Genomic DNA, 23,540 nt, shown 5'->3' on the forward strand with positions numbered 1-23,540 from the left:
TCTAGCAGCCCTCCCTAGATGTCAGTGCGAGCGCGACAGGAACTGGCGGCAACGCTCGCTCTCAGCGTGGAAAAACACCCGTTCAGGTGGCCCCTGTTCTTCAACGATTCCGTTGTGAAGGAACATAACATGGTTCGAAACGTCTCTGGCGAACTTCATTTCATGGGTCACAAGAAGCATCGTTCGTCCCTCTTCAGCAAGGTCCCGGATGACTTTCAGGACTTCTCCGACGAGCTCAGGATCGAGCGCCGACGTGGGTTCGTCGAAAAGCATGACACGGGGATCCATGCATAGGGCACGGGCGATGGCGATCCGCTGCTGCTGCCCTCCGGAGAGATAGGCCGGATACTGGTGTCGCTTTTCGTAAAGACCGACCTTGTTGAGCAGGTGTTCCGCCTTCTCTCGCGCATCCGCACGCGAAATGCCGAGCACGTGGATCGGCGCTTCCACGACATTCTGCAGAACCGTCATATGCTGCCAAAGATTGAACCCCTGGAACACCATGGACAGGCGCGTCCGGATGCGTCGAAGCTGCTGGTGATCGACAGGATGGAGATTTCCGTCGCGATTGGCTTGAAGTTTCAGCTTTTCGCCGGCGACCTCGATTGTTCCCTGCGAGGGAAGTTCAAGTAGGTTGATACAGCGCAGCAACGTACTCTTGCCGGATCCAGAGGCCCCGATCATCGAGACCACCTCGCCCTCCAATGCGTTCAAATTGACGCCTTTGAGAACCTCCAGGGCACCAAACCTTTTGTGCAGGTTCCCGACCGCCACCGCGATCGATTTTCCCTCCAACACCTCCTGGCCGTTCACCATAAGCACCCTCCCTTGTGAGGGCGGACCAACTCCGACCCTTCGTTATTTTCGTGAGACTGTCCCAATTGATCCAGCACGGTGCTCACACCAGTGTCTGCCCTGCGCCACTCAGGGCAGTGTGAGGCTTCGTAAATGCCAAAAGCCTGCCTTCAAGCTGACGAAACAGCCACACGAGAGTGAATGCGATCGATGCATAGAGAACGGCGGCGATACCGAAGGCTTCGAATGAGGCATAGGTCGCCGAATTCACGTCGCGGGCAACCTTGAGAATATCAGGCACGGTCGCAGTGAACGCGATCGACGTCGCGTGCAGGACAAGGATCACTTCGTTGCTGTAGGCTGGCAGTGCGCGTCTGAGGGCTGACGGAAGGACGATCCGCCGGTAAACCGTAAATGCCGACATGCCATATGCGCGGGCCGCCTCTATCTCACCGTGAGGCACGGCGCGGATGGCGCCGGCGAAGATCTCGGTCGTGTAAGCACAGGTGCAAAGCGCAAATGCCAGGATCGCACAGTTGATCCCCTCGCGGAAAAAGCTGTCGAGAAGAGGCACCGACCGTACGAAGCTGAAACTGTAGAAACCGGTGTAGAGGATCAGCAATTGCACATAGAGGGGCGTGCCTCGAAACACATAGGTGTAGAGCCAGACCGGAACCCGGATGTATGGATTGGCCGATGCTCGTGCCACCGAAAGCGGTATCGCCAGAACGAATCCAAGGACGATGGAGGCAACAAGGAGCCACAAGGTCATGGCGACGCCGGTAATCCGGTAGCCATCGGTCCACAGATAGGCCTTCCAGTACTCCTGCAGGATCTCAATCATGCGCCTACCCTCCTGACGCCGGTTGAGAAGTATCGCTCGAGCATGAACACGACGACATTTGTCGCCGTTGCGAGCCCAAGGAAGATGGCCGCGCTCAGAATGCTAAAGAAAAAGAAGCTGGAAGACGCCTTGCCCGCGTCCTGCGTAACCTTGATCAAGTCGTTGAGGCCGATGAGCGAAACCAGTGCGGTCGCCTTGATCATGACCTGCCAATTGTTGCCGATGCCTGGAAGGGCATGGCGCATCATCTGCGGAAACAAGATCCTGCAGAACGTTTTCCACGGCGTCATGCCATATGCCGCCGCCGCCTCGAGTTGTCCGCGCGGGACGGCCTGGAATGCGCCTCGGAATGTTTCCGTGAAGTAAGCACCATAGATGAACGAGAGTGTGATCGCACCGGCAGCAAACGGATCGATATCAATCTGATGCAGACCAAGGCGATCGGTAACTCCGTTCAGCCACATCTGGAGGCTGTAGAAGAGAAGCAACATCATGACGAGATCGGGTACGCTGCGGATCACCGTCGTATAAATGGTGGCTGCAAGGCGCAGCGAGCGTCTGGACGACAGCTTGCAACTTGCCCCAACGATGCCAACAAAGAATGCGCCTGCGATCGACAGAACGGCGAGCTCAATCGTCGTCAGCAATCCGGCCAATACAAGGGGACCATATCCGTCGAGGGCCATATGTCTGTTCTTTTCGTAAGCGCGTCGTGAATGGCCACGGCAACGCGGGATTTACCCCTGTGCAGCCGATACGATTGCACAGGGCGAGTTGACCAGGCAGGAACATCGCTATCGCGTTTATTGTCCGCCGTAGGCGTCGAAGTCGAAGTACTTGTCATTGATTGACTTGTAGGTTCCGTCAGCGACGATGGCCGCGATCGCCTTGTTGACGTCCTCGCGCAGTTCCGCATCTTCCTTGCGGAGCCCAAAACCCGAGCCGATGCCGAAGTACTTCGGGTCGTTCATATCCTGACCAGCAAACTCGAATTCCTGCCCTTCAGGCTTCTTCAAGAAGCCGTCACTTGCCTGGATTGACGCCTGCAAAGATGCATCGAGACGTCCCGATCCGAGATCGGAATAGATCTGGTCCTGCGTCTGGTAAGCGACAACTTCCACACCGGCAGGCCGCCATACGGCCATGGCGTAGGTCTCCTGCGATGACCCCTGCTGGACGCCAATCCGCTTGCCTTTCAACGATTCCGGCGTCGGTTCCAGACCGGAACCCCGTCTTGCGACCAGGCGCGAGGGCGCGTTGGAGTATTTGTCAGAGAAGGCGATCTGCTCCTTGCGCTTCTCCGTGATCGTCATCGACGACGCGATGATGTCGAATTTGCGTGCTTGCAGCGAAGGAATGATGCCGTCCCAGCTGCTCTCCACCCAGATACACTTGGCGCGTAGTTCGGCGCAGATGGCCTCGGTGATCTCAACCCCGAAACCGGTCAGGCTCCCGTCCGGCTTCTTGAACTCGAGCGGCGGATAAGTTGGATCGATGCCCAGTTTAATCGTCTGTCCGGTTCGATCCGCGGCATGTGCCGCGACGGAGCCGGAAAGCAGTATGAGAGATGCTGCTATGATCTTGAACACGATGATTTTTCCCCAGTTTGGTTTTCGTTGGTTTCGCCCGAACCGGACCGATTACTCGGTCGCAGCACATGGGCGCTGTGCTGCGATGCCTCGCGTGCGTCGGGTGATGTCGGACTGAGCGGGCGTTGCGAGAAACCGCTCGGCGAGCTTGACCCAATAGGTCGCCCCGATCGCCAATACCTCATCGTTGAAGTCGTAGCTCGGGTTGTGCAGCGGGTGGCTCGCCTCGCCGTTGCCGATATTGATGTAGGACCCAGGACAGCGCTCCAGCATGAAGGCGAAATCTTCGCTGGCCATGATCGGGTGCGCGTTCAGGATTGATGCCTCCGGACCGAGCCATTGCCGAGCGACGGCTTGGGCAAATTCCGTCTCGACCGGGTGATTGATAAGCACCGGATGACAGCGCTCATAATTGATGACGGCTCTCGCCCCAAAACTCTCCGCCTGCGCGTGCACCAAGCCACAGATCCGCGCCTCGACTTCGCGGCGGACTTCCGGTGACAGCGAGCGCACCGTTACAGACATCTCGGCCGCGTCCGGAATGATATTCGACGCCGTTCCGCTGTGAATTGATCCAACCGTGATTACCGCAGCGTCCTGCGGATCGACATTGCGTGAGACCACTGTTTGAAGCGCCATGACGACCGCCGAGCAGACAACGACTGGATCCACCGCCTTGTGTGGAACAGCACCATGTCCGCCATGACCAATGATACGGATCGTCACCGTATCGGCGGAAGCCATGAACGCGCCGCTGCGAAAGCCGAACGTGCCGATCGGTTGGCCTGGGACGTTGTGCATGGCAAAGACAGCATCGCAGGGAAACCGCTCGAACAGCCCCTCTCCCAACAGCCGCGCGGCTCCCCCAAGGCCCTCTTCGGCCGGCTGAAAAATTAGATGGAGAGCGCCGTGGAAGTCTCGCGACTGCGCCAGATGCCTGGCTGCAGCGAGAAGCATCGCCGTGTGACCATCGTGACCACAGGCATGCATCTTTCCAGGAACGGTACTGCTATAGGGAAGTCCCGTCACTTCCTCGATCGGCAGCGCATCCATATCGGCGCGAATGCCGAGCGACCGCCCCTCACCATTGCGCAGCGTTGCGATAACGCCAGTCCCTGCGATCCTCGCAACTTCATAGCCCCATTCGGCGAGCAGCTTGGCGACCAGCTCACTCGTCGCGAACTCCTCAAAGCCCAGCTCTGGATGAGCGTGAATCTGTCTGCGAATCGAGATCGCTTCAGATTGGAAATCGGAAATCCCTGGCAACACGATCGCGTTCTTCATCCACCACTCCGCCGCTGAGAATTCCCGACCTCTGCCCGTGAGGCAGTGCTTAGCAATCTAGTGAATGCTTGCATTGAGCGGGAGACAAAAGTTTATTATGGTGATAACCAATCGTTATCAGCGGAGGTCGGATGAAGCTGCATCAACTCGAGGCTCTGGTTGCCAGCGCCGACACCGGCAGTATCCGCGCCGCAGCGCGCCTTCTGGGGATATCGCAACCCGCTGTAACGCGGGCCTTGAGGGAGATGGAAGCCGAACAGCAGCTACCGCTGCTCGTTCGCTCGCCAAGTGGCCTGAAGTTTACCGATCACGGCTATGCTTTACTGACCCACGCTCGTCTCGTTCTCAATCAGCTCAGGCAGGCGGAGAGCCAGATGAGCATTCGGCGTGGTCAAATTGAGGGACGGCTCTGCATTGCCGTAACGCCGTGGCTTTCCCTGACATTGCTGCCGGAGGTCGTTACCGAGTTTAGAAGACGCATGCCGAATGTCAGGCTCGAATTCTTCGACAGTTTCGTAATGATCACGCAACCACTTCTTCGCGACGGCTACATGGATCTCGCCATAGGCCAGGCATCGCCAGCGATGTCTGCTCAGGAGTTTTTGATTGAGCCGTTGGTTCGTTACGAGACGGGCATCATGGTTCGTCGAGGTCATGCGAAAGAGGGATGCAAGTCCATTCACGAACTGCTGGATCAGGACTGGCTGCTGAACTACGCCCCTGACGGACGCGATGGCCTGATGCAGGAGGTTTTCTGGCGACATGGCGCGACATTGGATGAAAAGCGCGTTGTACTGGCACACTCCGTGTTGCTTTCTCAGACACTCGTTGAGCAGGCAGATATGTGCACCTGGGTTCCAAGCATCATGACGGCTGTACCCCCTTTCTACGGCCGCACGGTATTGTTGGATCTCGAGGAGAGATTTTCACCGCGGGACCTCAGCATTATTTCGAGGCGAAATGGTCCCCAAGGATCTGCAGCACTTTCCTTTATCGATTCCCTGTCCGGCATCATCAAGAGACGCCTCCGATCGAGCAACCCAGTAGACCGGCGTGTCTTTGCAACTTTGACGCCTCTGTAGTCTGCAAGGTGGGCTCTCCCGCCACAGGCTTGAAAACCGCTCCGCTTGCCCGAGGGATCGCAACAGGAGCGACCACCCGCGCCCAGCCGTCGAGCACAAGCGCCCTCACCTGCCCTGCCTCACCAGCGACCGGGCGATATCGATGATATCGTCTCTGGCGGCCGTCGGGTCGTCCTTGGACCAGGCGACCCCAAGCCCGATCCTGAAGTCGACACCCCGGACCTTCCGAAGCTCGAAATTGCGGTTGGGAAGATCCAGCGTCCATTCCGGCGCAAAGCCGATGCCAAGACCGGCCGATACCAGCGACACCAAAGAGAAGGTGTCGTCGCAGGTATAGGCGACGTTCTTCGACAGATCGTGCTCCTCGAACTTTTCAGTAAAGTAGCGCTCGGTATACGACAGGTTCTGACGCGAGAACGAGATGATCTTCTCACCCTTCAGGTCCTCGATGCCGATCTCGCTTCGGGCGAGCAACGCGCTGTTCTTCTCCAAAGCCAGAAGGTAGCGCTCATGCGCGATCGAGAAGAACCTGAGCGAGCCGATGTTTTCGACCGGGCGGATAAAGCCGAGATTGATCTGGCCGTTCTCCAGTCCACGGATGATGTCGTTGGTCGAGCCGCTTGATATATGCAGTTCGATATCGGGATACTTGCGGCCGATGCGCGCCAGGAACGCCGGCAGCAGACCGATCGTTGCCGGATAGACCGTTCCGATCCGGATCTTGCGCCTCGCCTTACCGGCAACCGAGCGCACCACCTCGGCCGACAGGTCGACATCGCCCAGGATCCGCACACAGCGATCGTAGTAAATCTCCCCTGCCCTGGTCAGTTCGACCTTTCTGGTCGAGCGCTCCAACAGGCGAACGCCGAGTTCCTTTTCCAGCGACTGGATCTGACAGCTCAAGGCCGGCTGGGCGATATGCACCCGGGCTGCCGCCCGACCGAAATGCAGCTCCTCGGCAACCGCCACGAAATAGCTCAGCTGGCGAAGTTCCATGTCGATTCCTTTCAACTGGCGCGTTGAAAACGCGAGCACTCCGTCGCGCTGCAACCATGAATACCCTATTTTGGGGTATCCGAAAATCGGTTTTATTCATTGCGTCGGTTTTCTCTAGCTGGCGCTCGAAATTGTCCTCATTTCACGCAATCGTTTATGGTCGAATGATCGATGGCCTCGTAGCTGCGCGAAAAGCTGCAAACATTACGCAGGTCGAACTCGGAGAGCGGATCGGGCAGCGACAGACGTTCGTGTCTAAGTTCGAACTCGGCGAACGGCGCCTGGATCCTGCAGAGTTCGTGAAAGTCAGTCGGGCGATTGGCGCCGACCCTTACCAACTGATGCGGGATGCTGAGAAAGGGTAGTCGCCGCATCCGTACTGCCGCCCGAGCGACATGCAGTTCCTCAGTGACCACCACGAAATAGCTCAGCTGGCGAAGTTCCATATGGGTCCATTCTCCAATCGATGCGCAGGGTCCGTCGCAATCGCGCGCGGGCGATGCCGCTGCGAAGCACTCCTTTTAAGAAATATGTCGAATATATTCTATGGATTAATGCCACGCAAGGTGGTGGCCATAAATTATGGACACTCGTACGCGCATAGCCTGGAATCTCCGGCACATACGGTCTTCGAAGAAGATCACGCAGGAGCATCTGGCGGTGGATGCGAATGTGGACCGGACCGCAATTAGCGGCATTGAGCGCGGTGAATACAACCCTTCGGTTGAACTGCTAGATCGACTTGTCGCAGCATTGGGCGTCGACATCTCGGAGCTGTTCGTAAATCGCCCAGATTCCGCCCCAGCCCCGGACCCGATCAAGGCAGGTAGAAAGCCGAAATAAGCCAAGCAGTATGGCGTGGCTTCTTAACGTCGTTCCGGTCGACGCAAAATGCCATTCTTTGAGCAAAAAACGAGAACATCGACTGCACGATCGAAGCCGTTTTGCTCCTTAGGCGAACGACTTAGTCGACGTGGTCGAAGTGTGTCAGCCGTCGTCGGCCTTGCGAACAAAGCTAGATTTCCATCGCAAATTGTAGCTGGGCCACCACCTTAAACGAATTGTTTCCTATCGGCTGCAAGAATTAGATGCATGCGGCCGCCGCGCGCGCATTGCGAAGCCGTGAATCGTTGGACCTAACCCGTTGTATAATCTGCTGGCGATCATCCTGAAGAAGCGAATGGACCTCAAGTTCAAGACATCAGCCGATTTTCGCGCGCGGATTGTCGAGTTTCCCGGCCTCTGGATGTCAGCGCGAGAAATCACCGCCTTGCGGCAAGATCTTCGGGCGGTTGCACACCGGTCGGTTCCGGATGGAAGCCTGGATTACGGAGTCTTTTCGGACAGCGAGGATGTGCTCAATCGAACGATCGTCACGCTCGTATACCGGATATCGGACGGACAGCCGGTCGCGTTCAATGCGTTACCGGTGATAGGCCTCTCCCTATCGGGCAAGCCCGCCGACGTTCTCCACCTGGGACTTGTGATGGTCGATCCCGCGGTGCGCAGTCAGGGTCTGTCCTGGGTCCTCTACGGCCTTACCTGTTTTCTTCTCTTCGTGCGCAACCAGCTCCGCCCGTTGTGGATTTCCAACGTGACACAGGTTCCAGCCGTCGCCGGCATGGTGGCCGAGACCTTCAGCAACGTTTTTCCAGCACCGACGCGTGGCGCACGGCGGTCCTTGCGCCAGCATCTGATTGCGACCGAAATCATGGCCTCGCACCGTCATGTGTTCGGCGTCGGTCCCGAGGCCGGCTTCGATGCAGACCGCTTCGTCATCACCAATGCCTATACGGGCGGTTCGGACAACCTGAAGAAGACGTTCGAGGTAGCGCCGAAACACCGCAAGGCAGAATACAACGATTTCTGCGCCGCCGAGCTCGACTATGAACGCGGCGACGACCTCATTCAGATCGGTCAACTCGATCTCAATGCCGCGCAGCGCTATCTCCTCGAAAGTGTGCCGCGCAACGCTCTTTGGAGGCTCGCGGTCGCGAGCTTCGTCATCCTCATGCAACGACTGTTCCTGCCGGTGCTGCATTGGGCCGACAGCAAGCGGCAATGGGGCATATTGAGGCCCTTCATCCGATGAGCGAAATGTCCTTCTACGAGACTTTCACGACGCGCAACATCGGCTTCGTCAGCGAAGCGGAACAGGAGCGCCTTTCAAAAGCGATGGTGTTCGTCTGCGGAACCGGCGGGATGGGCGGCGCCTGCATCCAGGCGCTCGTGCGCGCAGGCATCGGCCGCCTCGTACTCGCCGATATCGATCGTTTCGAAACGTCCAACCTCAATCGCCAGGTCTTCTGCTTTGCCGATACGATCGGGCAAATGAAGGCAGAGGCGACCCGCGACCTGTGCCTCAAGATCAACCCGGGTCTGGCGGTAACCGTCTTCGGACCGGAGTGGACGGACCACGTGGAGCATCTGGTCACCGATGCGGACGTGGTGGTCAACGGCACGGACGATCTCGGCGCAAGTCTGCTTCTTTACCGGACGGCGCGAAAGCAAGGCACGACAATGATCGATGCCTATGCCTCCCCCCTACCCTCCGTCTATGTGACCCGTCCGCAGGACCCGATGCCGGAGGAACGGCTGCGCTACCCGACAGTGCAAACCGCCTGGCACGCCTTGACGACCGCCCAGCGGGCCGCTGCCTTCCAAAGCGAGGCGGAATACGTGATGGTCCATTCGTCGTCCCGGCACTACATCGATCTGTCGCTCGCCGGCGAGGTGGTTGCCGGCAAGCGCAGCCGCATGTCCTTCGCTCCAATGGTGATCACCACGGGTATGCTGATGGCCTATGAAGGGATCCGTGCGATCCTCGGCACGCCGCACGGCGCCGACCATCGCGGATGGTTCTTCAACCCGCATGCGGGTCGTGTCGAGCATCCGCGCAATCCGCTCGTCGCAGCGATACTCCGGCCGATCGTACGCCGCTATCTCTCGCAAATGACCGCTGCTGCGTCTTAGGCATACAGATCATGAGCCCCTCCCTCATCGCCGACAGTTTTGTCTCGCTCGCCGCCCTCGGCGGCTTGCTGATCCTGATCGGCGCCATCCACGACTTCGACGCAACAAGCCCACTCACCCGCCGCTTCCTTTTCGGGCTGCGCGTGCTTTCGCTGTTGATGGCGAGCCGTGTCCTTTCCTGGTGGACAGGGCTTTTCGTGTTCGAAGCTGCAACGGTAATGGCCGCCGGGCTGGTGCCACTGGCGACGATCATCCTTGCCGAGGGCCTGCTTCGGCGCCATGCGCCGAAGCTAACGAAATGGATCGCGGCAGGAGGCGCGGCCAGTTTCATTGTTCTCGCGCTGTTACCAGCCACCTTCGCCGAGCCCTGGCGCTCGGTCATGTTGTTTGCCTATCAGTTCGTCAGTTTCGCGCTCGCCGCGCATATGGCGGTTACGCGCGATCGGGCGAGCCTGTCGAAGGCCGAGAACCAGGCCGTCGACCGGGTGGCGTTGTCGCTGCTTCTGATCCTGCCGCTCTTCGTGACTGATTTCCGTTCCCCATACATCGATATGCCGGTGCGATTGGGCGGGGTCGCCGTCCTCTTCCTGTGCTGGCTGCTGATCAGTCTGGGTCAGCGCACCGTCAGCCATAGGGACACGCTCGCCTCCTTCGTCATCCTGCTCTCCGTTGCGCTGGTCGGAGCACTCGCAATCGGTATCGAGAATGGGCTCGGCACCGCCGCCCTGGTGCGCACAGCAACTGTCGTCGTCTGCGCATCACTGCTCGGGGTCATATGGAAGGACAGCATCACTCTGAGGGCCGAGCAGCGTCGGCAAAGCCTCATTCGCCATCTGGCAGAGGACCGTATCGATGACCCGCTGGGCTTCCTGCGGGAGTTGCAGAACCACCCGCTTGTCGAAGGCGCACTGCAACTCGGGGAACCGGAACTCGTCGATTTCGACCTGCCGGCGCTAAAGACGCTCTTCTTAGAGCGACCGCTCCTGCGTGCTGCACAAATCCAGGACCTGCCGGAAACGGATTCCGAACAGCTTGCGTGGTTGCTGGAGAAATACGAGGCAACGCATGTGATGCTTGCGTCGCTTCACCCCTTCCGATTGGTCGCCCTCAATATGCCCTCCATCTCAGCAACGCCAGGCGCGGAGACGGAATTGAAGGTCGTGCAACGCATGGCCTTTCTCATTTCGCAGAGGAGTGCGGGGCATGATTGAGATTCGCGAAGGCGACCTGAGGGCCTTCTTCTCGGCTCCATTCGAGATCTACGGCGAGAGGGCGCCCTATGTTTCGCCGATGTTTGGCGACCTGAAACGGTTCCTGTCCGCTGAACAGAACCCACTTTTCAACACGGCCGCCGACTTCGCCTTCTTCACCGCTCATGACGGTGCTGCCGTGCGCGGGCGGATCACGGCGCACGTTCATCGTGCCTCGAACACCAGGTTCGGCCAGGCGCGAGGCTATTTCGGCTATTTCGATTGCAGCGATGACGGGCGGGTAGCCGCCGCGCTGCTCGAACGGGCGGAGGATTGGGCAAGGGCGCGGGGCTTCACTGAACTCCTCGGCAATTTCAATCTGACCGCCATGCAGCAGGTCGGCATCATGACCGGCGGTTTCGAGAATGCACCTTATACCGACCAGATATGGGGGCCACCCTACCTCCCGCGGCTCCTGGAGGCGGCGGGCTATTCGGCGACCTTTCCGATGAGCACTTTCGAGATCGATGTCGGGGCATCGACGACGGCCGGGCTGCTGGCCAAGGGGCAGTTGCAGACCCTCCGCGAAGAAGGCTTTCGCTTCTCGCCGATCCGTCATGCCACGCTCGGCCAGCGCCTGGAAGACTCGCGATTGATCCTCAATGAAAGCTTCTCGGATAATCCGATGTTCGTACCCGTCACCCGCGCGGAGTACGAATTTCAGGCCAAAGAAATGAAGTGGATCATGGACCCGCGCATTTCGGCCGTGGTCGAGAAAGATGGCGTGCCGGTTGGTTCGGTGATCGCCATACCCGATGTCAACCCGATGCTGAAAGCGATGGGGTCACGGCTGGGGTTGAGTGCTCCCTGGCATCTCCTAAAGCACCGTTTGCGGCGAAGGCGCGCCGTCGTCATCTTCCAGGGGGTGAAGCCGGCACACCAGGGGCGCGGTCTCAATCCGCTCATGCTCGCCCACGTGCTCGGTCAAATGCAGCGGGCCGGATATGAAAACGCTGGCGGCACCTGGATCGCCGATGCGAACGTGGCGAGCCTGCGGCAGGCCGAAAGGGCCGGCGCCCGCCCCTTGCACCGGCTGCACCTTTTCGGGAAGACCTTATGAAACGGATCGATGCCGCCGCCCTGGCAGATCTCGCAGGCTTGGCGAACCTGGCGCCATCCGTCCACAACACCCAGCCGGCCCGTTGGGCGCTGGACGATGAAGGTCGCATCCTGCTGGTCGCGGATCTGTCACGGCAACTGCAGATCGGCGATCCCAGTGGGCGCGACCTGGGCCTTTCCTGTGGCGCCGCGCTCGAAGGCATGGTGATGGCGCTTGCCGCACGTGGAACCGGCACCGTGGTCGAAGACCTCTGGAACGACAATATCCTTTCCTGGCGGCACGGTTACCGGCTGGTCGCACGCCTCATCCCTGATGGAGAAGCGATTGTACCGCAGCTCGGCGACTGGATCGAAAAGCGCTTTACCTGGCGTGGTCCCTTTGCGCCGGCGTCACCGGAGACGGTCGCTGCCGTCGAACGCTGGGCGGCGGAAGCCGGCGACGTGACGCACGCCTGCGGGCATGACGACCTTTCCTTCCTTGCCACGCTCAACGATCAGGCAAGCCTGTCGATCATGCGGGATCGTGCGTTCCGCGACGAACTGGTCGCATGGATGCGCCTGTCGCCCGCGCATCCCGCTTATCGTTTCGACGGCCTCAATCTGGAGGCGCTACGCATGGGACCGTTTGAGGGTGCCGTGGCCGGGCGCGTGCTCGGCTCACCGCTTTTCGAGCTCGCGGATCGCATCGGGCTTGGCAAGACCCTTGTGACGGAAGCGGCAAAGACGATGACGGCGACGGCCTGCCTCTTCTTTCATCGGCCCGCCCAAGAGACACCGGTTGCGTCCGGACGGGCCTTCTATCGCTTCTGGCTGGGCTTCACCCGCTTCGGCCTTGCAGCTTGGCCAATGGCGGCGCTGGCGGATACAGACCGGACCGCCGACATTCTGACGAAGCGCTTCATGCTTCCCGCCGGCCACCGGCTTGTCAACGTGCTGCGCGTCGGCCCTGCACCTTCGACCCTTCCCAAATTCCGCTTGCCGCCGGCTGAGCTTGTCGTGAGCTTGAAGCCGGACTGAGCCGGCTTCGCCCATTTCGCCTCAGGCAGCCTCTTGAGCTTTCGCCTGCTCCGCCAGCAGGCGGTGAGCGCTGACGAAGTCGACCTTGCCAGAACCGAGCACGGGCACCGGGCCCACCTTCACCTCGGAGGGAATCATCATGTCCATCGCACCCTTGCTCTTCGCGAAGCTCATGAAGGTGCTGCGCGTTGCGTCCGGTGCGTCAGTCAGCATGACCAGGCGCTCGCCCTTCTTGCTGTCGGGAAGCGAGACGACGACTGTCAGGTTGCTGGGCCAGAGCTCACCGGCCAGTGCTTCGACCGCGGCAAGCGAAACCATCTCGCCGCCGATCTTGGCAAAACGCTTGGCGCGGCCGCGAATGAAGATGAAGCCGTCCTCGTCGACCGTGACGATATCGCCGGTGTCGTGCCAGCCGTCGGGCGTCGGCTCGAGCACACCGGGGTTCTCCGCTCTCAGATAACCGGCCATGACGTTCGCGCCACGAACGAACAGTCGCCCGCCGTCGATGACACCCGGCACGGACTCCAGCCGGTACTCCATGCCGGGCATGATCTTGCCGACGCTGCCCGCCTTGTTGAACATCGGCGTGTTCAACGAAATCACCGGTGCGGCCTCGGTTACGCCATAGCCTTCGAGGATGCGCACGCCGAACTTCTCCATATAGAGGGCGCGCGTCGCGGCCTTGACCGGCTCGGCACCGGCAAAGCAGTAGCGGATGGAACGGAAGTCGTAAGGATGAGCCGTGCGAGCGTAGCCGTTCAGGAACGTATCGGTACCAAAGATGATCGTGGCATTGGACGCATAGATCAGCTCCGGAACGATGCGGTAATGCAGCGGCGAAGGATAGAAATAGACGGGCACGCCGGAAACGAGCGGCAAGATGGTGCCAGCCGTCAGGCCGAACGAGTGGAACACCGGCAGGATGTTGAACACCTTGTCGCCGGAATGGAAGTCAATGCGCGAAGCTGCCTGCGCGGCATTGGAAAGGATGTTGCGGTGCGTCAGCACCACGCCCTTCGGCGTGCCTTCCGAGCCGGAGGTAAAAAGGACTACCGCTGGATCGTCCGCGGTGCGTCGCGCCAGCGGCTTTCCCTTGCGCAGGAGGCCCAGGAGCTTGTCGGCAAGTCCAATCGTCTGGCGTAGATCATCAAGCCAGACGATCTCCACCGTCCTGGACAGTTCTTCGACCACCGGACCGAGCTTGGCCTGGGCCACGAAAGCGCGCGAGGTCAGGACGTGGCGCACCTCGGCAGCCTTGCATGCCGCAAGGATATTGGCCGCCCCGGCGGTGAAGTTCAACATGGCCGGTACCTTGCCCGCAGACATGGCGCCGAGGATTGTTGCCACGGAGCCGTTGGCATTGGGAAGCAGCACGCCGAGCGTCCTGCTCTCGGGGAACATGGCCTGGAACTTCGCACCGAGCACCGCCGCTCCGGTCAGGAGCTTGCCGTAGGAAAGCGAGCCAGTCAGAGGGTCCTGCACGGCAAGTCGGCGGAAGCCACGCTCGTGGGCCGTTTCGATGACTTTTTCCAGCACGGTCACATCTGTATCCGTCGTGCGGAACATCAGCATCGACATGATCTGGTAGAGCTCGGCTCCCGCAGCGATACGGCGCTTGCGGCCCTTCAGTCCCTCCGGCACCGAGAGGCGGACGGGCTCCAGGATAGTGACCTTCACCTTCGGGAACAGGCGACGGCGGACATGAAGGGAAGAAAGGCGCGAGAAGTAGCTTTTCTCCAAACCGTCGATCCGAACAGGAACGACCATGGAGCCGGTCTTGTCGGCGACCATGGCTGCACCGTCATAGACCTTCATGAGCGCGCCGGTGACCGTGATGCGACCTTCGGGGAAGATGACGAGCGGATCGCCGGCGTTGACGGTCTTGATCAGCGTGCGCGTTGCCATCGGCTTCGAGGGATCGAGCGGCAGGAAGTTGCACATCTTCAGGAAGGGCCTCACCCACCAGGCCTTGGCAATGGCGTAGTCGACCGCGAAGGTCGGCTCTTCGTCAGTGAGCGCCAGCGCCAGTGCACCGTCGAGGAAAGAGACATGGTTGAGCGCGATGATCGGCGCACGACCCGCCTTCTTCAGATTGTCGAGACCATCGACCTCCAGGCGCAGGAAAGCGCGGAAAAGGATGGACACGAAATCGCGAAAAGCGTTGGTCGGTAGGGTCCGTAGCATCACCCAAGCGGCCACGATGTTCACGACGGCTAGGCCGAGGAAAAGCGCCGACATCGACGTGCCCACGGCTTGCAGCCCGGCGACGAGACCGCCGCCAACCGTCATGAAGCCGGCCGAAAGCACATTGGCGGCAGCGATCACGCGGGAGCGCTGGTCTTCCAGAGCCCAGGCCTGCAGGGCTGCAAATGTCGGGACGACGAGGAACGCGCCGGCAATGGCCATGCCGGCGAGGTCTATGGCGATACGAATGGTATAGGGACCAGTGAAGAAGGCTGAGAGTGTTTCCGCAGTGCCGATTGCCTCGACATGGGCGACACTCCAGGCAAGATCGAAGCCGAACAGCGCCATGATCAGCGTGCCCAAAGGCGCCGGCAGGAGCACGATACGGCCGGCCGACATCCAGGCGGCAATCGCCGAACCAATGCCGACGGCAATCGCAAAGACGGCGAGATAGGCAGTAATCGCCGTCTCGCCACCGCCCAGATGGTCCTTCACCAGCGGCGGCAGCAGCGACAACACGATGGCGCCGACCAGCCAGAACCAGGAAGCCATCAGGGCTGAACGCCAAAGGCGGGTGTCACCGCGAAGCGCGTTAACGAGGCGACCGGTCGATTTGAAGATGTTGCGCTCGACAACAAGCTGCGGTGCCTTTGCGCCGACACGGGGAATGAAGCGGCTCGACAACCAGCACGCAACCGCGAGCCCGAGCATCATCGGCCCGAAGACCCAGGGATTGACACCTTCTGCGGCGGCAAGCCCGGCGACGATCGTGCCCGCGAGGATGGCGATGAAGGTCGCGCCCTCGATCCAGGCATTGGCGCGCGGTAGCTCCTTGCGCTGCAGATGATCGGGCAGGATGCCGTATTTGACCGGCCCGAAGAGCGCCGAGATGACACCGAAGAGAAAGAGCGCCACCATCAGCACCGTGACTGAGGAGAGCGCGATGCCGACGACCGCGACGGCTGCGGCCGCGAGCTCCAGCCTTTTCAGCCGTTCGGCCATGATGGCCTTGTCGAACTTGTCGGCAAGCTCGCCGCCAAGTGCTGAAAAGAGCAGGAACGGCGCCATGAAGACGGCGCCCGCAAGTGTGACGAGCGATGCCGCCTCGTTTGCCGCCATCTGGGCGAGAATGAGGAAGACGAGCGTGTTCTTCAGGAAGTTGTCGTTGAAGGCCGACAGGAATTGGGTCCAGAAGAGCGGCGCAAAGCGCCGAGAAGTCATGAGATTGTCTTTCACGGAACGTCCCCCCTTTTTTTGAGCGTCTTAGATGAAAACCCTTGCTAGCTCGTTCACAGGTTGTGTCTTGCGACGGCAAGGCTAATGCCTGGTTAAATGTCGTCGCTCTTGATGCCCAGCAGCAGTTTCTCGGTCTTGGCGTCGTCGATCCTGCGGATGAGCTTTTCGGCTTCCTGGTTGTCGCGCAGGGTCTTGGTGACGTTCACCGTCGTCTGCACCAGCATCAGGATACCCATGGCGAGATAGCCCTTCCCCCAGAGGTCGAGCGGCATCATGTAGATGCCGAGCGCCAGCATGAAGGCGGCAAGACCGAAACTTGCATAGGAAAAGCTGGTCCAGGCGGGCGAGTGTTTCATCAAGCTGTCGTTCATTGTCGTGCTCTCTGTGCGCTATGGGGTTCAGTGGGTCTGGCTAGTCTTGCTGCGAAGTCGCTGGAGGACCTCTTCCCCTGTCGTGACGAGCGGCCGGCCGCAGCCGGCCTGTGCGAGCTTCTCGACGATGGCGGTCGGATCCTGGTCACCTTGCAGATCTGTCAACGCATCGGACATCAACTCCGCTTCCCGCTGGCGCTTCTCGAGCCGGGCGAGGGTCGCCTCGGCATCCGCAAGCGTTGCGGACTCGTGGTCCGGGACATCGCGGGTGAGGCGTTGGGTCCGGTCGCGTGCGATCGCAAGGCGTTCGCCGCGGCGCAGCGCCCCAAGGCGCATTTCGCTCTGCCGCACCGCATGCTTCAGACGTTCTATTCCGCTTGAAAACTCCGCCTGTACCTGGCGGGCGTTTTGCAGCTCTGTTTCCAGGCAGGCAATTGAAGTGGCCGCCTCCCGGGCAAGGTCCTCCCTGCCCTTCTCAAGGGCGGCGACGGCGCGCGTTTCAAGGTCCGCAATCCGGGCGGAAAGCCGCTCGGCATTTTCCTTCTCCAGATGGTTGCGGGCGATGGCCACAGCGACGGCCTTGCGGGCAGCTTCGACACCCCGTGCGCCGTCGCGGATCTGCTGAGCCAGAATGGGAAGCGCGTGGCGCTCGCCAAAAGCCTCATCTGCCGCATGCGCGCGGCCACGTATCAGGGTCAGAACATGTTTGAACATTGTTTCACCTCCCTATATATGAACATCGTTCAATGTTGTTTTCCCACAAAAATGAACATCGTTCAAGTTAAAACTGAACGCTGTTCAAAAAGGCGCAGGACATGACCGACAAGCGGCAGGCGAAGAAGGCGGACCTGAAGGCAAGGCTCATCGCCGCGGGTACAGATCTCATCCGCGAGCAGGGCCTAAAGGGGTTGCGCGCGCGCGACATTGCCGAGCGCGCAGGGGCTGCCTTGGGAGGGCTCTACACCGTTTTCGATGACCTTGATGCGCTCATCCTTCGCGTCAACTCCGACACGCTCAAGCGCCTGGAAACGGCGTTGAATTCTGCCGTGACACCTTCAGCCGAAATCGAGGAAACCTTCCTCAATCTCTCCCTTGCCTACCTGAAGTTCGCGCTCACCGAGCGGAACCTGTGGTCTGCACTTTTCGAGCATCGGATGCCCGAGGGTGTCCCCGTTCCCGATTGGCATCTTGCTGAACACGCCTTCCTGATCGGCCTGATCGCTGAACCGCTTGCACCGCATCTTCAGGATGCCTCCGCCGAGGACGTGGCAATCCGCGCCCGCACGTTTTTTTCAGCCGTGCATGGCGTGATCGCAGTTAGCCTGGAAGGTCGCTTCGTGGGCATAACGCCTGAATTGCTGGAACGAGAAGTTACGGTGCTTGCCCGCCTTCTTGCGCACAACGCCAGCTGATACCTGAGCCCGCAGGATGCTCTTCCCAGCCAGACTAAATCAGCTTGGTCGCGGCTGCTCTGGCCCAAGTATCTAGTCTGCAAATTGTTGATTGATTTCGGTCAACGTAGATTTCAATGCTGCTTGTCCATTTCTAGGGCAAGAGACATGACACGCCTACTGGGGTGATGATGGACGGCCTCCGCATCCGGCATCGCTGTAGCATAGGGTGGCTGTCAGACATTTGGGAGAGCCGTCCATCTCATCACTCTACCTGTGAGGCAAAGTTAGTAGCCCAACGCCATCCCGTCCTTACGGGCGTCCGACCCTCCGATCAGAATGCCACGCTCCCAGTCAATCCGGATGGCCTGCGCTCCGCCGATGGCGCGGAGAGACGGCTGAACCTTGAAGCCACGCCGTTCCAGTTCGGCGCCGACGCTGGTGCGGATGGCTTCCTCTGCTTCGACCGTCGCTGTAGCGGGCAGAGGAAAGAGGCGCGGCAGGTCAATGGCGGTTTGAAGATCGACACCGCAATCGTAGAGCCGGGATAACAGATGAGCATGGCCCATAGCCTGGTAGTGGCCGCCCATCACACCGAACGGCATCACGACACGTCCGCCCTCGGCGACCATTCCCGGGATGATCGTATGCATCGGACGCTTGCGGGCCGCGATTTCGTTGGGGTGACCTGCCGCAAGCGAAAAGCTCTGACCGCGATTGTGGAACAATACGCCTGAGCGTGGCGCCATCAGCCCGCTGCCATAGGAACTGAATATCGAATTGATGAAGCTGACCGCGTTGCGGTCGCGATCCACCACGCAAACATAGACGGTATCCCTGTGCTCGACGGTGTCGAACGAGGGCAGCGGTTCGGTGACCCGATCGAGGGAGATGCTACGGGCAAGGCGATCAGCAAGTGTACTCGACAGCATGCGCTCGACAGCCCCATCCGACACAGACGGATCGGCGACCATCGCGTCACGCGCGGCGTAGGCGAGCCGTGTTGCCTCGAGGAGGAGATGCAGATCATCGGGGTCGAACGGGTCGTTGGACAGCGAGAAACGCGAGAGGATGTTCAGGATCAGCAGGGCGACGACGCCTTGGCCGTTCGGCGGGCATTCGTAGATCGTGCGGCCGCGATAGGTCGTGGAGATGGGTGTAACGTAGTCTCCTGCAGCGCTGGCGAAATCGTCCAGGGAGTGACAGCCGCCGAGGCCGCGCAGATAGTCCACCATGTCTTCGGCGATGGCGCCGCGATAGAAGGCGTCCCTGCCACCGCGTGCGATCGCGTCGAGTGTATCCGCAAGCAAGGGCTGGCGCTGGACGCTGCCGATCGCCGGCGCCTCTCCCGCGACCAGGAAAGTGGCACGGGTGGTTGGGTCGGCAGCCAGGAGATCGCGCTGCATGCCCAGGTCGGCGGCGACACGGGGCGTCAGCGCATAGCCGTCGCGGGACATCGCGATTGCAGGCTGAAGCACTTCGGCCATCGACATCCGGCCGAAGTCGCTTAAGAGGCGCCACCAGGCATCGACCGCTCCAGGAACCGTGACCGCGTGAGGAGAAGAGCGCTCGATTGCTGTCACACCGTCGGCACGCAGCGCATCGCGGCTCAGTGCTACTGGCGTCAGGCCCGAGCCGTTATACGCGCGAATGTCGGTGGATCCTTCCACCGCGATCATTGCGAAACAATCCCCGCCAACACCAGTCGAACCTGCCTCGACTACTGACTGAACCGCGACGGCCGCCACCGCCGCATCGATGGCGTTCCCTCCTGCCTTCAGGATCTCGATGGCCGTCAGGGTTGAGGCCGGATGTGAGGTTGCCGCCATCCCGTGACGGGCGACGGCCAGCGACCGACCAGGATCTTCGAAGTTGCGCATGACGTCCCTAAAGTCTTCCCAGCTATCTGCTTCGTCAGTCCCCCGACGCCAGCGCAAGTGACCTTGGCCAGAGGTCGTGCATTGGGTGGTGGGGCACAGCGGATACAGCCGTGCAAATCTCCGCGCAGTCAGTGACTATCCGACCCCTACATCCACTGCGGGATATCGCGCTTGGCATGAAGCACACGCCACACGTCGATGCAGCCGGCCTGCTCATGATAGAAAACAAGATACGGGTATCGCTTCAGAGAGACGCTCCGTAAGTCAGGTAACCCCAGTTCGTACGAGTACCGCAACGATCCGGACTCCGGATGGCTTGCGATCAAATCGTAAGCCGCTTGAAGAGCGTCGATGAAGCCCAGCGCGACATCAATTGCGGCCTCGCGTGCGTAATAATCGACGGCTGCTTCGACATCACTGCGCGCCAATTCGCGTGGAATAATCGGTTTGTTCTTCAATTGCTCCGCGGACCACGAACTCGATCGCGCAACCCGGTGAAATAAGCGGCGTCGGCCGGTTCAGTCTGCGCAGAGGAGGCTCCGTCAAGCAACAGCCTGCGTAACGTGAGCCGGTCCTGATCTCGACGGATCAATTCTCGGATATACTCACTGCTCGTCCCATAGCCCCGCCCAGCGACTTGCTCATCTACGAAGCTCTTCAGATAGTCCGGCAGGGAAATGTTCATTGTGCTCATAGGAACGAGCATAGCCGCTTTGGCAAAAATTGGCAACGACGTCCGCTTCCGACAACGCCCACCGGACGTACAAATGCGGCCGCATGCCCCGGGCGGAGGGTAAACTCTGATGAAATTCGACAACGAAAAGGCGAGCTCGGCGCAGCGGCTTTCATCCCATGCTCATCCGGCTGAAATGGCAGCATTCGAACCTGCGACCTTCTGGTTAGAGGCAGACGAGCTACCGGGCTGCTGTACGCCGACTTCAGAATTGAAAACGAACCCAGCTGCTCCAGTTTATAAAGTACGGGTAAACACGCTCAGGAGGAGCAGTTATGAGCAGAAACACCGTTATTGGCGTCATTGTCGCCGTCGTCGTAGTCATCCTTGCCGTTGTCTTCCTACTTCCTGGCAAGACGACCACAACGGAAACAGCGACACCGCCGGCGACTACGACTGAGCCGACGACTACGACTGAGCCGACGACCTCCCAGCCCTCGACGACCCAGCCTTCAACGACTGCGCCAGCTCAATAGGGCATACCTACGAGACGACTGTAAGCACTATCGACGCCGAGCGTCGCGCTGGACGGGCGGTCATTGGGCGGATGCGCCTTAAAGCCTCCCGTAACTGTTGAGGCTATGCCTCAAAAATCTGATGGTGTTGCACCGGCCGGGTATGATTATTTTCCGTCCGTGTTTTCCGATTGTTTTGTGGCCGCCTTCGGCGCGACTTCCCGCAAGTCCGCCTCATCGGCAAGAATGGCGACGGCCTCGTCCAGCAACACGTCTTTTGCGTTCTTGCGAGCATTCTCAATGGCAATATCAGCACTCAGGCTACGCTCGTTTGCACGCAGGCCATCATCTTCGCCAGTATTTTCGCCATCGCCTGCTTGCGCCCGGGACTTCAGTCGATTTTCGCGAGCAGTCAATTCTCTACGACGTTCGGCTTCATTGAGGGTGACAACCCCTTTGTCGCGCTGCGCTTTCAAGTCCGCAATGTCTTCTAACAGGCGTTGGAAATCCGGATTGCTTTCAACCCGCGCATCATGGCGGCTTTGAAGGGTCGGCAGCAACGCCGTTACGGTGCCGGCGGGCGTATAGGTCGCGGGCTTGATCTGAGCCCACGGCAAGGCATTGTCATAACTGGTCTCGCCAAAGCGTGTCGGATCAGAAAATCCCGGCAAGCTGATATCAGGCGTCACGCCGTGCAGCTGGGTCGTACCGCCGTTGATCCGGAAAAACTGCGCAATCGTGACTTTCAGCTCACCGAATTCGGGTTTGCTGTTGCGAACCACCTCGTCAAGATTGACGACAGTTTGGACGGTGCCCTTACCGAAACTGGGTTCGCCAACAATCACGCCTCGACCGTAATCTTGGATTGCCGCGGCAAAAATCTCCGAAGCCGACGCCGACCCTCGATTGATCAGGACACCCACAGGGCCTGTCCAGACAGGTGCTGGAAAATCAGCGCTTGTTACCGCGACCTTACCGTCGCTACCGCGTTGCTGAACGACCGGGCCGCCGCCGATGAACAGGCCGGTCAAATCAATCGCCTCGTTCAGTGAACCGCCGCCATTGTTGCGCACGTCAATGAGAACGCTGTCGACTTGTTCCTGCTTCAGTTCATCGAGAAGCTTTCGGACATCGCGGCTCGCGCTTCTATAGTCCTTGTCTCCTTTGCGTCGGGCTTCAAAATCCTCGTAGAATGCCGGCAGAGTAATCACTCCGATTTTACGCGTGGCTTCGCCCACTTTCACAGACAGGACGGCCTTCTGGGCTGCCTGCTTTTCAAGGCTGATCTTATCGCGCACCAGATTGACAACCCGATGGGTGGCATCCGCTCCAGCATCCGCCGGCAGGATGTCCAAGCGTACTATGGACCCTTTTTTCCCTCGTATCAGTTGCACGACTTCATCAAGGCGCGTGCCAACCACTTCCTTTATCGCCCCATCCTTGCCTTGACCAACGCCGGTAATGCGGTCTCCGACCGAGAGCTTGCCAGACAACTGCGCCGGCCCGCCAGGCACGAGCTCACGGATCGTCGTGTAGTCGTCGCGCTCCTGCAGTACCGCACCGATGCCAACCAGCGAAAGCTTCATCGCGATATTGAAATCGGCCGAAGCAGCCGTGCCGAAGTAGTCCGTGTGCGGGTCGACCGACGTTGTGTAGGCGTCCATGAACGACTGGAAAACATCATCGCTTTTATACTTGTAAGCGCGCTGCAGAGCGTTTGCATATCGCTTGTCGAGTGTTTCGCGAATGGCCGCGTCGGTCTTGCCGCCCAGTTTCAACCGCAACCAGTCGCTTTTTACACGTTTGCGCCAAAGCTCGTTGCTCTCGGCCTCCGACTGCGGCCAAGGGGCCTTATCGCGCAGCACGGAAAAGTTCTCCTGCGCACCGAAATCGAAGTCCTGTTTAAGCAAGTTGCGCGCGTAGTTCATGCGGTCGACAACGCGCTTCCCATACACGTTGAAGATCGCAAACGGGATCTTCAAGTTTTTCCGTTCGATTGCGTCGTCGATCTCGTTGCGGTCCGACATGAACCTGTCGATATCCGCTTGCAGGAAGAGCGTGTGGTCCGGATCAAGTGATTTGATGAACCGATCCATGATCCTGGCCGACAGGGCGTCGTCGAGTGGAACGGGCTTGTAGCTGAAACGCGTGAGAAATTCCGCACTCAACTGAGCGGCTTGTGCCTGTTGCTTAAGCGGCGCCAAAACAGGCGGTGCGGCGACTTCAGCATATGCGGACTGTACGATTGCAAGAAATGCACCAAGGAAAATGTATGATATGCGCATTCAGCGTTGATCCAATTCTTGATGCCGAGTGTCGATACGCGATCTAGGTGAAGCAATTATGGCTTTTTGGCAACTAGGTGGATCATGCGCGCCTCCGACGACCCTCGCTCAACGAG

23 protein-coding genes are annotated in these 23,540 nt (G+C 59.7%); 10 read left to right on the forward strand and 13 right to left on the reverse strand.

All coding sequences use genetic code 11. The features are described from left to right. Positions 1 to 21: 21 nt before the first annotated feature. The 5 genes from IB264_RS12540 to IB264_RS12560 form a co-directional block, all read right to left on the reverse strand. Complete coding sequence (locus IB264_RS12540; RefSeq protein ID WP_375154962.1) at positions 22 to 813, reverse strand: ABC transporter ATP-binding protein; 792 nt, start codon at positions 811 to 813, stop codon at positions 22 to 24. Positions 814 to 898: 85 nt separating this feature from the next. Continuing rightward, positions 899 to 1,639, reverse strand: coding sequence for an ABC transporter permease (locus tag IB264_RS12545; protein ID WP_192433501.1), 741 nt, complete (start codon positions 1,637 to 1,639; stop codon positions 899 to 901). After that, positions 1,636 to 2,325, reverse strand: a complete 690-nt coding sequence (locus IB264_RS12550) for an ABC transporter permease (protein ID WP_192433503.1) — start codon at positions 2,323 to 2,325, stop codon at positions 1,636 to 1,638. The genes IB264_RS12545 and IB264_RS12550 overlap by 4 nt, the downstream gene beginning before the upstream one ends. Before the next feature lie 117 nt (positions 2,326 to 2,442). Continuing rightward, positions 2,443 to 3,228, reverse strand: a complete 786-nt coding sequence (locus IB264_RS12555; RefSeq protein ID WP_210335607.1) for an ABC transporter substrate-binding protein — start codon at positions 3,226 to 3,228, stop codon at positions 2,443 to 2,445. Positions 3,229 to 3,279: 51 nt separating this feature from the next. Then, entirely contained in the window at positions 3,280 to 4,512 is a 1,233-nt protein-coding gene (locus tag IB264_RS12560; RefSeq protein WP_084814191.1) for a M20 aminoacylase family protein, read from the reverse strand. A gap of 131 nt (positions 4,513 to 4,643) precedes the next feature. On the opposite strand from IB264_RS12560, the gene IB264_RS12565 reads away from it, so the two are divergent. After that, positions 4,644 to 5,594 (forward strand): LysR substrate-binding domain-containing protein, encoded by a 951-nt coding sequence (locus IB264_RS12565; protein ID WP_084814192.1) that lies wholly within the window; start codon positions 4,644 to 4,646, stop codon positions 5,592 to 5,594. Between the two features lie 105 nt (positions 5,595 to 5,699). Here the strand turns inward: IB264_RS12565 and IB264_RS12570 are convergent, their stop codons facing one another. Beyond that, positions 5,700 to 6,590, reverse strand: a complete 891-nt coding sequence (locus IB264_RS12570) for a LysR family transcriptional regulator (RefSeq protein WP_084814193.1) — start codon at positions 6,588 to 6,590, stop codon at positions 5,700 to 5,702. 164 nt (positions 6,591 to 6,754) lie between these two features. Here IB264_RS12570 and IB264_RS12575 point away from each other — a divergent pair, with 164 nt between their 5' ends. The 7 genes from IB264_RS12575 (at position 6,755) to IB264_RS12605 (ending at position 12,889) form a co-directional block, all read left to right on the forward strand. Next, on the forward strand, positions 6,755 to 6,955 hold the full coding sequence (locus tag IB264_RS12575) for a helix-turn-helix domain-containing protein (protein ID WP_192433684.1): 201 nt from the start codon (positions 6,755 to 6,757) through the stop codon (positions 6,953 to 6,955). A gap of 217 nt (positions 6,956 to 7,172) precedes the next feature. After that, positions 7,173 to 7,433 carry a helix-turn-helix domain-containing protein gene (locus IB264_RS12580; protein WP_192433505.1) on the forward strand — a complete coding sequence of 87 codons (261 nt, stop codon included), beginning with the start codon at positions 7,173 to 7,175 and terminating at the stop codon, positions 7,431 to 7,433. A 301-nt stretch (positions 7,434 to 7,734) separates the two neighbouring features. Beyond that, positions 7,735 to 8,682 carry a hypothetical protein gene (locus IB264_RS12585; RefSeq protein ID WP_210335608.1) on the forward strand — a complete coding sequence of 316 codons (948 nt, stop codon included), beginning with the start codon at positions 7,735 to 7,737 and terminating at the stop codon, positions 8,680 to 8,682. Continuing rightward, on the forward strand, positions 8,679 to 9,563 hold the full coding sequence (locus tag IB264_RS12590) for a ThiF family adenylyltransferase (protein WP_246811748.1): 885 nt from the start codon (positions 8,679 to 8,681) through the stop codon (positions 9,561 to 9,563). Before IB264_RS12585 ends, IB264_RS12590 begins: the two co-directional genes overlap by 4 nt. A gap of 11 nt (positions 9,564 to 9,574) precedes the next feature. Next, entirely contained in the window at positions 9,575 to 10,774 is a 1,200-nt protein-coding gene (locus IB264_RS12595) for a hypothetical protein (RefSeq protein ID WP_192433507.1), read from the forward strand. 79 nt (positions 10,775 to 10,853) lie between these two features. Continuing rightward, positions 10,854 to 11,873 carry a GNAT family N-acetyltransferase gene (locus IB264_RS12600; protein ID WP_246811749.1) on the forward strand — a complete coding sequence of 340 codons (1,020 nt, stop codon included), beginning with the start codon at positions 10,854 to 10,856 and terminating at the stop codon, positions 11,871 to 11,873. Then, positions 11,870 to 12,889: a hypothetical protein gene (locus tag IB264_RS12605; protein WP_192433511.1), complete on the forward strand. Its 1,020-nt coding sequence runs from the start codon at positions 11,870 to 11,872 to the stop codon at positions 12,887 to 12,889. The genes IB264_RS12600 and IB264_RS12605 overlap by 4 nt, the downstream gene beginning before the upstream one ends. Before the next feature lie 21 nt (positions 12,890 to 12,910). Here the strand turns inward: IB264_RS12605 and IB264_RS12610 are convergent, their stop codons facing one another. From IB264_RS12610 to IB264_RS12620, 3 genes are all read right to left on the reverse strand, one after another. Next, the gene (locus tag IB264_RS12610) at positions 12,911 to 16,309 is read right to left on the reverse strand and encodes an acyl-[ACP]--phospholipid O-acyltransferase (RefSeq protein ID WP_192433513.1); all 3,399 of its coding nucleotides are present in this window, start codon (positions 16,307 to 16,309) and stop codon (positions 12,911 to 12,913) included. Between the two features lie 92 nt (positions 16,310 to 16,401). Next, entirely contained in the window at positions 16,402 to 16,680 is a 279-nt protein-coding gene (locus IB264_RS12615; protein ID WP_025430564.1) for a YiaA/YiaB family inner membrane protein, read from the reverse strand. 27 nt (positions 16,681 to 16,707) lie between these two features. Then, positions 16,708 to 17,394 carry a PspA/IM30 family protein gene (locus tag IB264_RS12620; RefSeq protein ID WP_192433515.1) on the reverse strand — a complete coding sequence of 229 codons (687 nt, stop codon included), beginning with the start codon at positions 17,392 to 17,394 and terminating at the stop codon, positions 16,708 to 16,710. Between the two features lie 101 nt (positions 17,395 to 17,495). Between IB264_RS12620 and IB264_RS12625 the strand changes: the two genes are divergently transcribed. Further along, positions 17,496 to 18,092, forward strand: coding sequence for a TetR/AcrR family transcriptional regulator (locus IB264_RS12625; protein ID WP_192433517.1), 597 nt, complete (start codon positions 17,496 to 17,498; stop codon positions 18,090 to 18,092). A 266-nt stretch (positions 18,093 to 18,358) separates the two neighbouring features. Here IB264_RS12625 and IB264_RS12630 read toward each other — a convergent pair whose 3' ends face one another. The 3 genes from IB264_RS12630 to IB264_RS12640 all read right to left on the reverse strand — a co-directional run bounded on the left by IB264_RS12630 (position 18,359) and on the right by IB264_RS12640 (position 20,681). After that, positions 18,359 to 19,951 (reverse strand): gamma-glutamyltransferase family protein, encoded by a 1,593-nt coding sequence (locus tag IB264_RS12630; protein WP_192433519.1) that lies wholly within the window; start codon positions 19,949 to 19,951, stop codon positions 18,359 to 18,361. 146 nt (positions 19,952 to 20,097) lie between these two features. Then, positions 20,098 to 20,409 (reverse strand): type II toxin-antitoxin system RelE/ParE family toxin, encoded by a 312-nt coding sequence (locus IB264_RS12635; protein ID WP_192433521.1) that lies wholly within the window; start codon positions 20,407 to 20,409, stop codon positions 20,098 to 20,100. Beyond that, on the reverse strand, positions 20,406 to 20,681 hold the full coding sequence (locus IB264_RS12640) for a type II toxin-antitoxin system ParD family antitoxin (protein WP_192433523.1): 276 nt from the start codon (positions 20,679 to 20,681) through the stop codon (positions 20,406 to 20,408). The genes IB264_RS12635 and IB264_RS12640 overlap by 4 nt, the downstream gene beginning before the upstream one ends. 73 nt (positions 20,682 to 20,754) lie before the next feature. Here IB264_RS12640 and IB264_RS12645 point away from each other — a divergent pair, with 73 nt between their 5' ends. Beyond that, positions 20,755 to 21,084, forward strand: coding sequence for a hypothetical protein (locus IB264_RS12645; RefSeq protein ID WP_192433525.1), 330 nt, complete (start codon positions 20,755 to 20,757; stop codon positions 21,082 to 21,084). 222 nt (positions 21,085 to 21,306) lie between these two features. On the opposite strand, the gene IB264_RS12650 is transcribed toward IB264_RS12645, so the two are convergent. After that, complete coding sequence (locus IB264_RS12650; protein WP_192433527.1) at positions 21,307 to 23,424, reverse strand: carboxy terminal-processing peptidase; 2,118 nt, start codon at positions 23,422 to 23,424, stop codon at positions 21,307 to 21,309. Positions 23,425 to 23,540: the final 116 nt, after the last annotated feature.

Origin of the sequence: Ensifer sp. ENS11 (assembly GCF_014851895.1) — a bacterium.
Lineage (GTDB): Bacteria > Pseudomonadota > Alphaproteobacteria > Rhizobiales > Rhizobiaceae > Ensifer > Ensifer canadensis.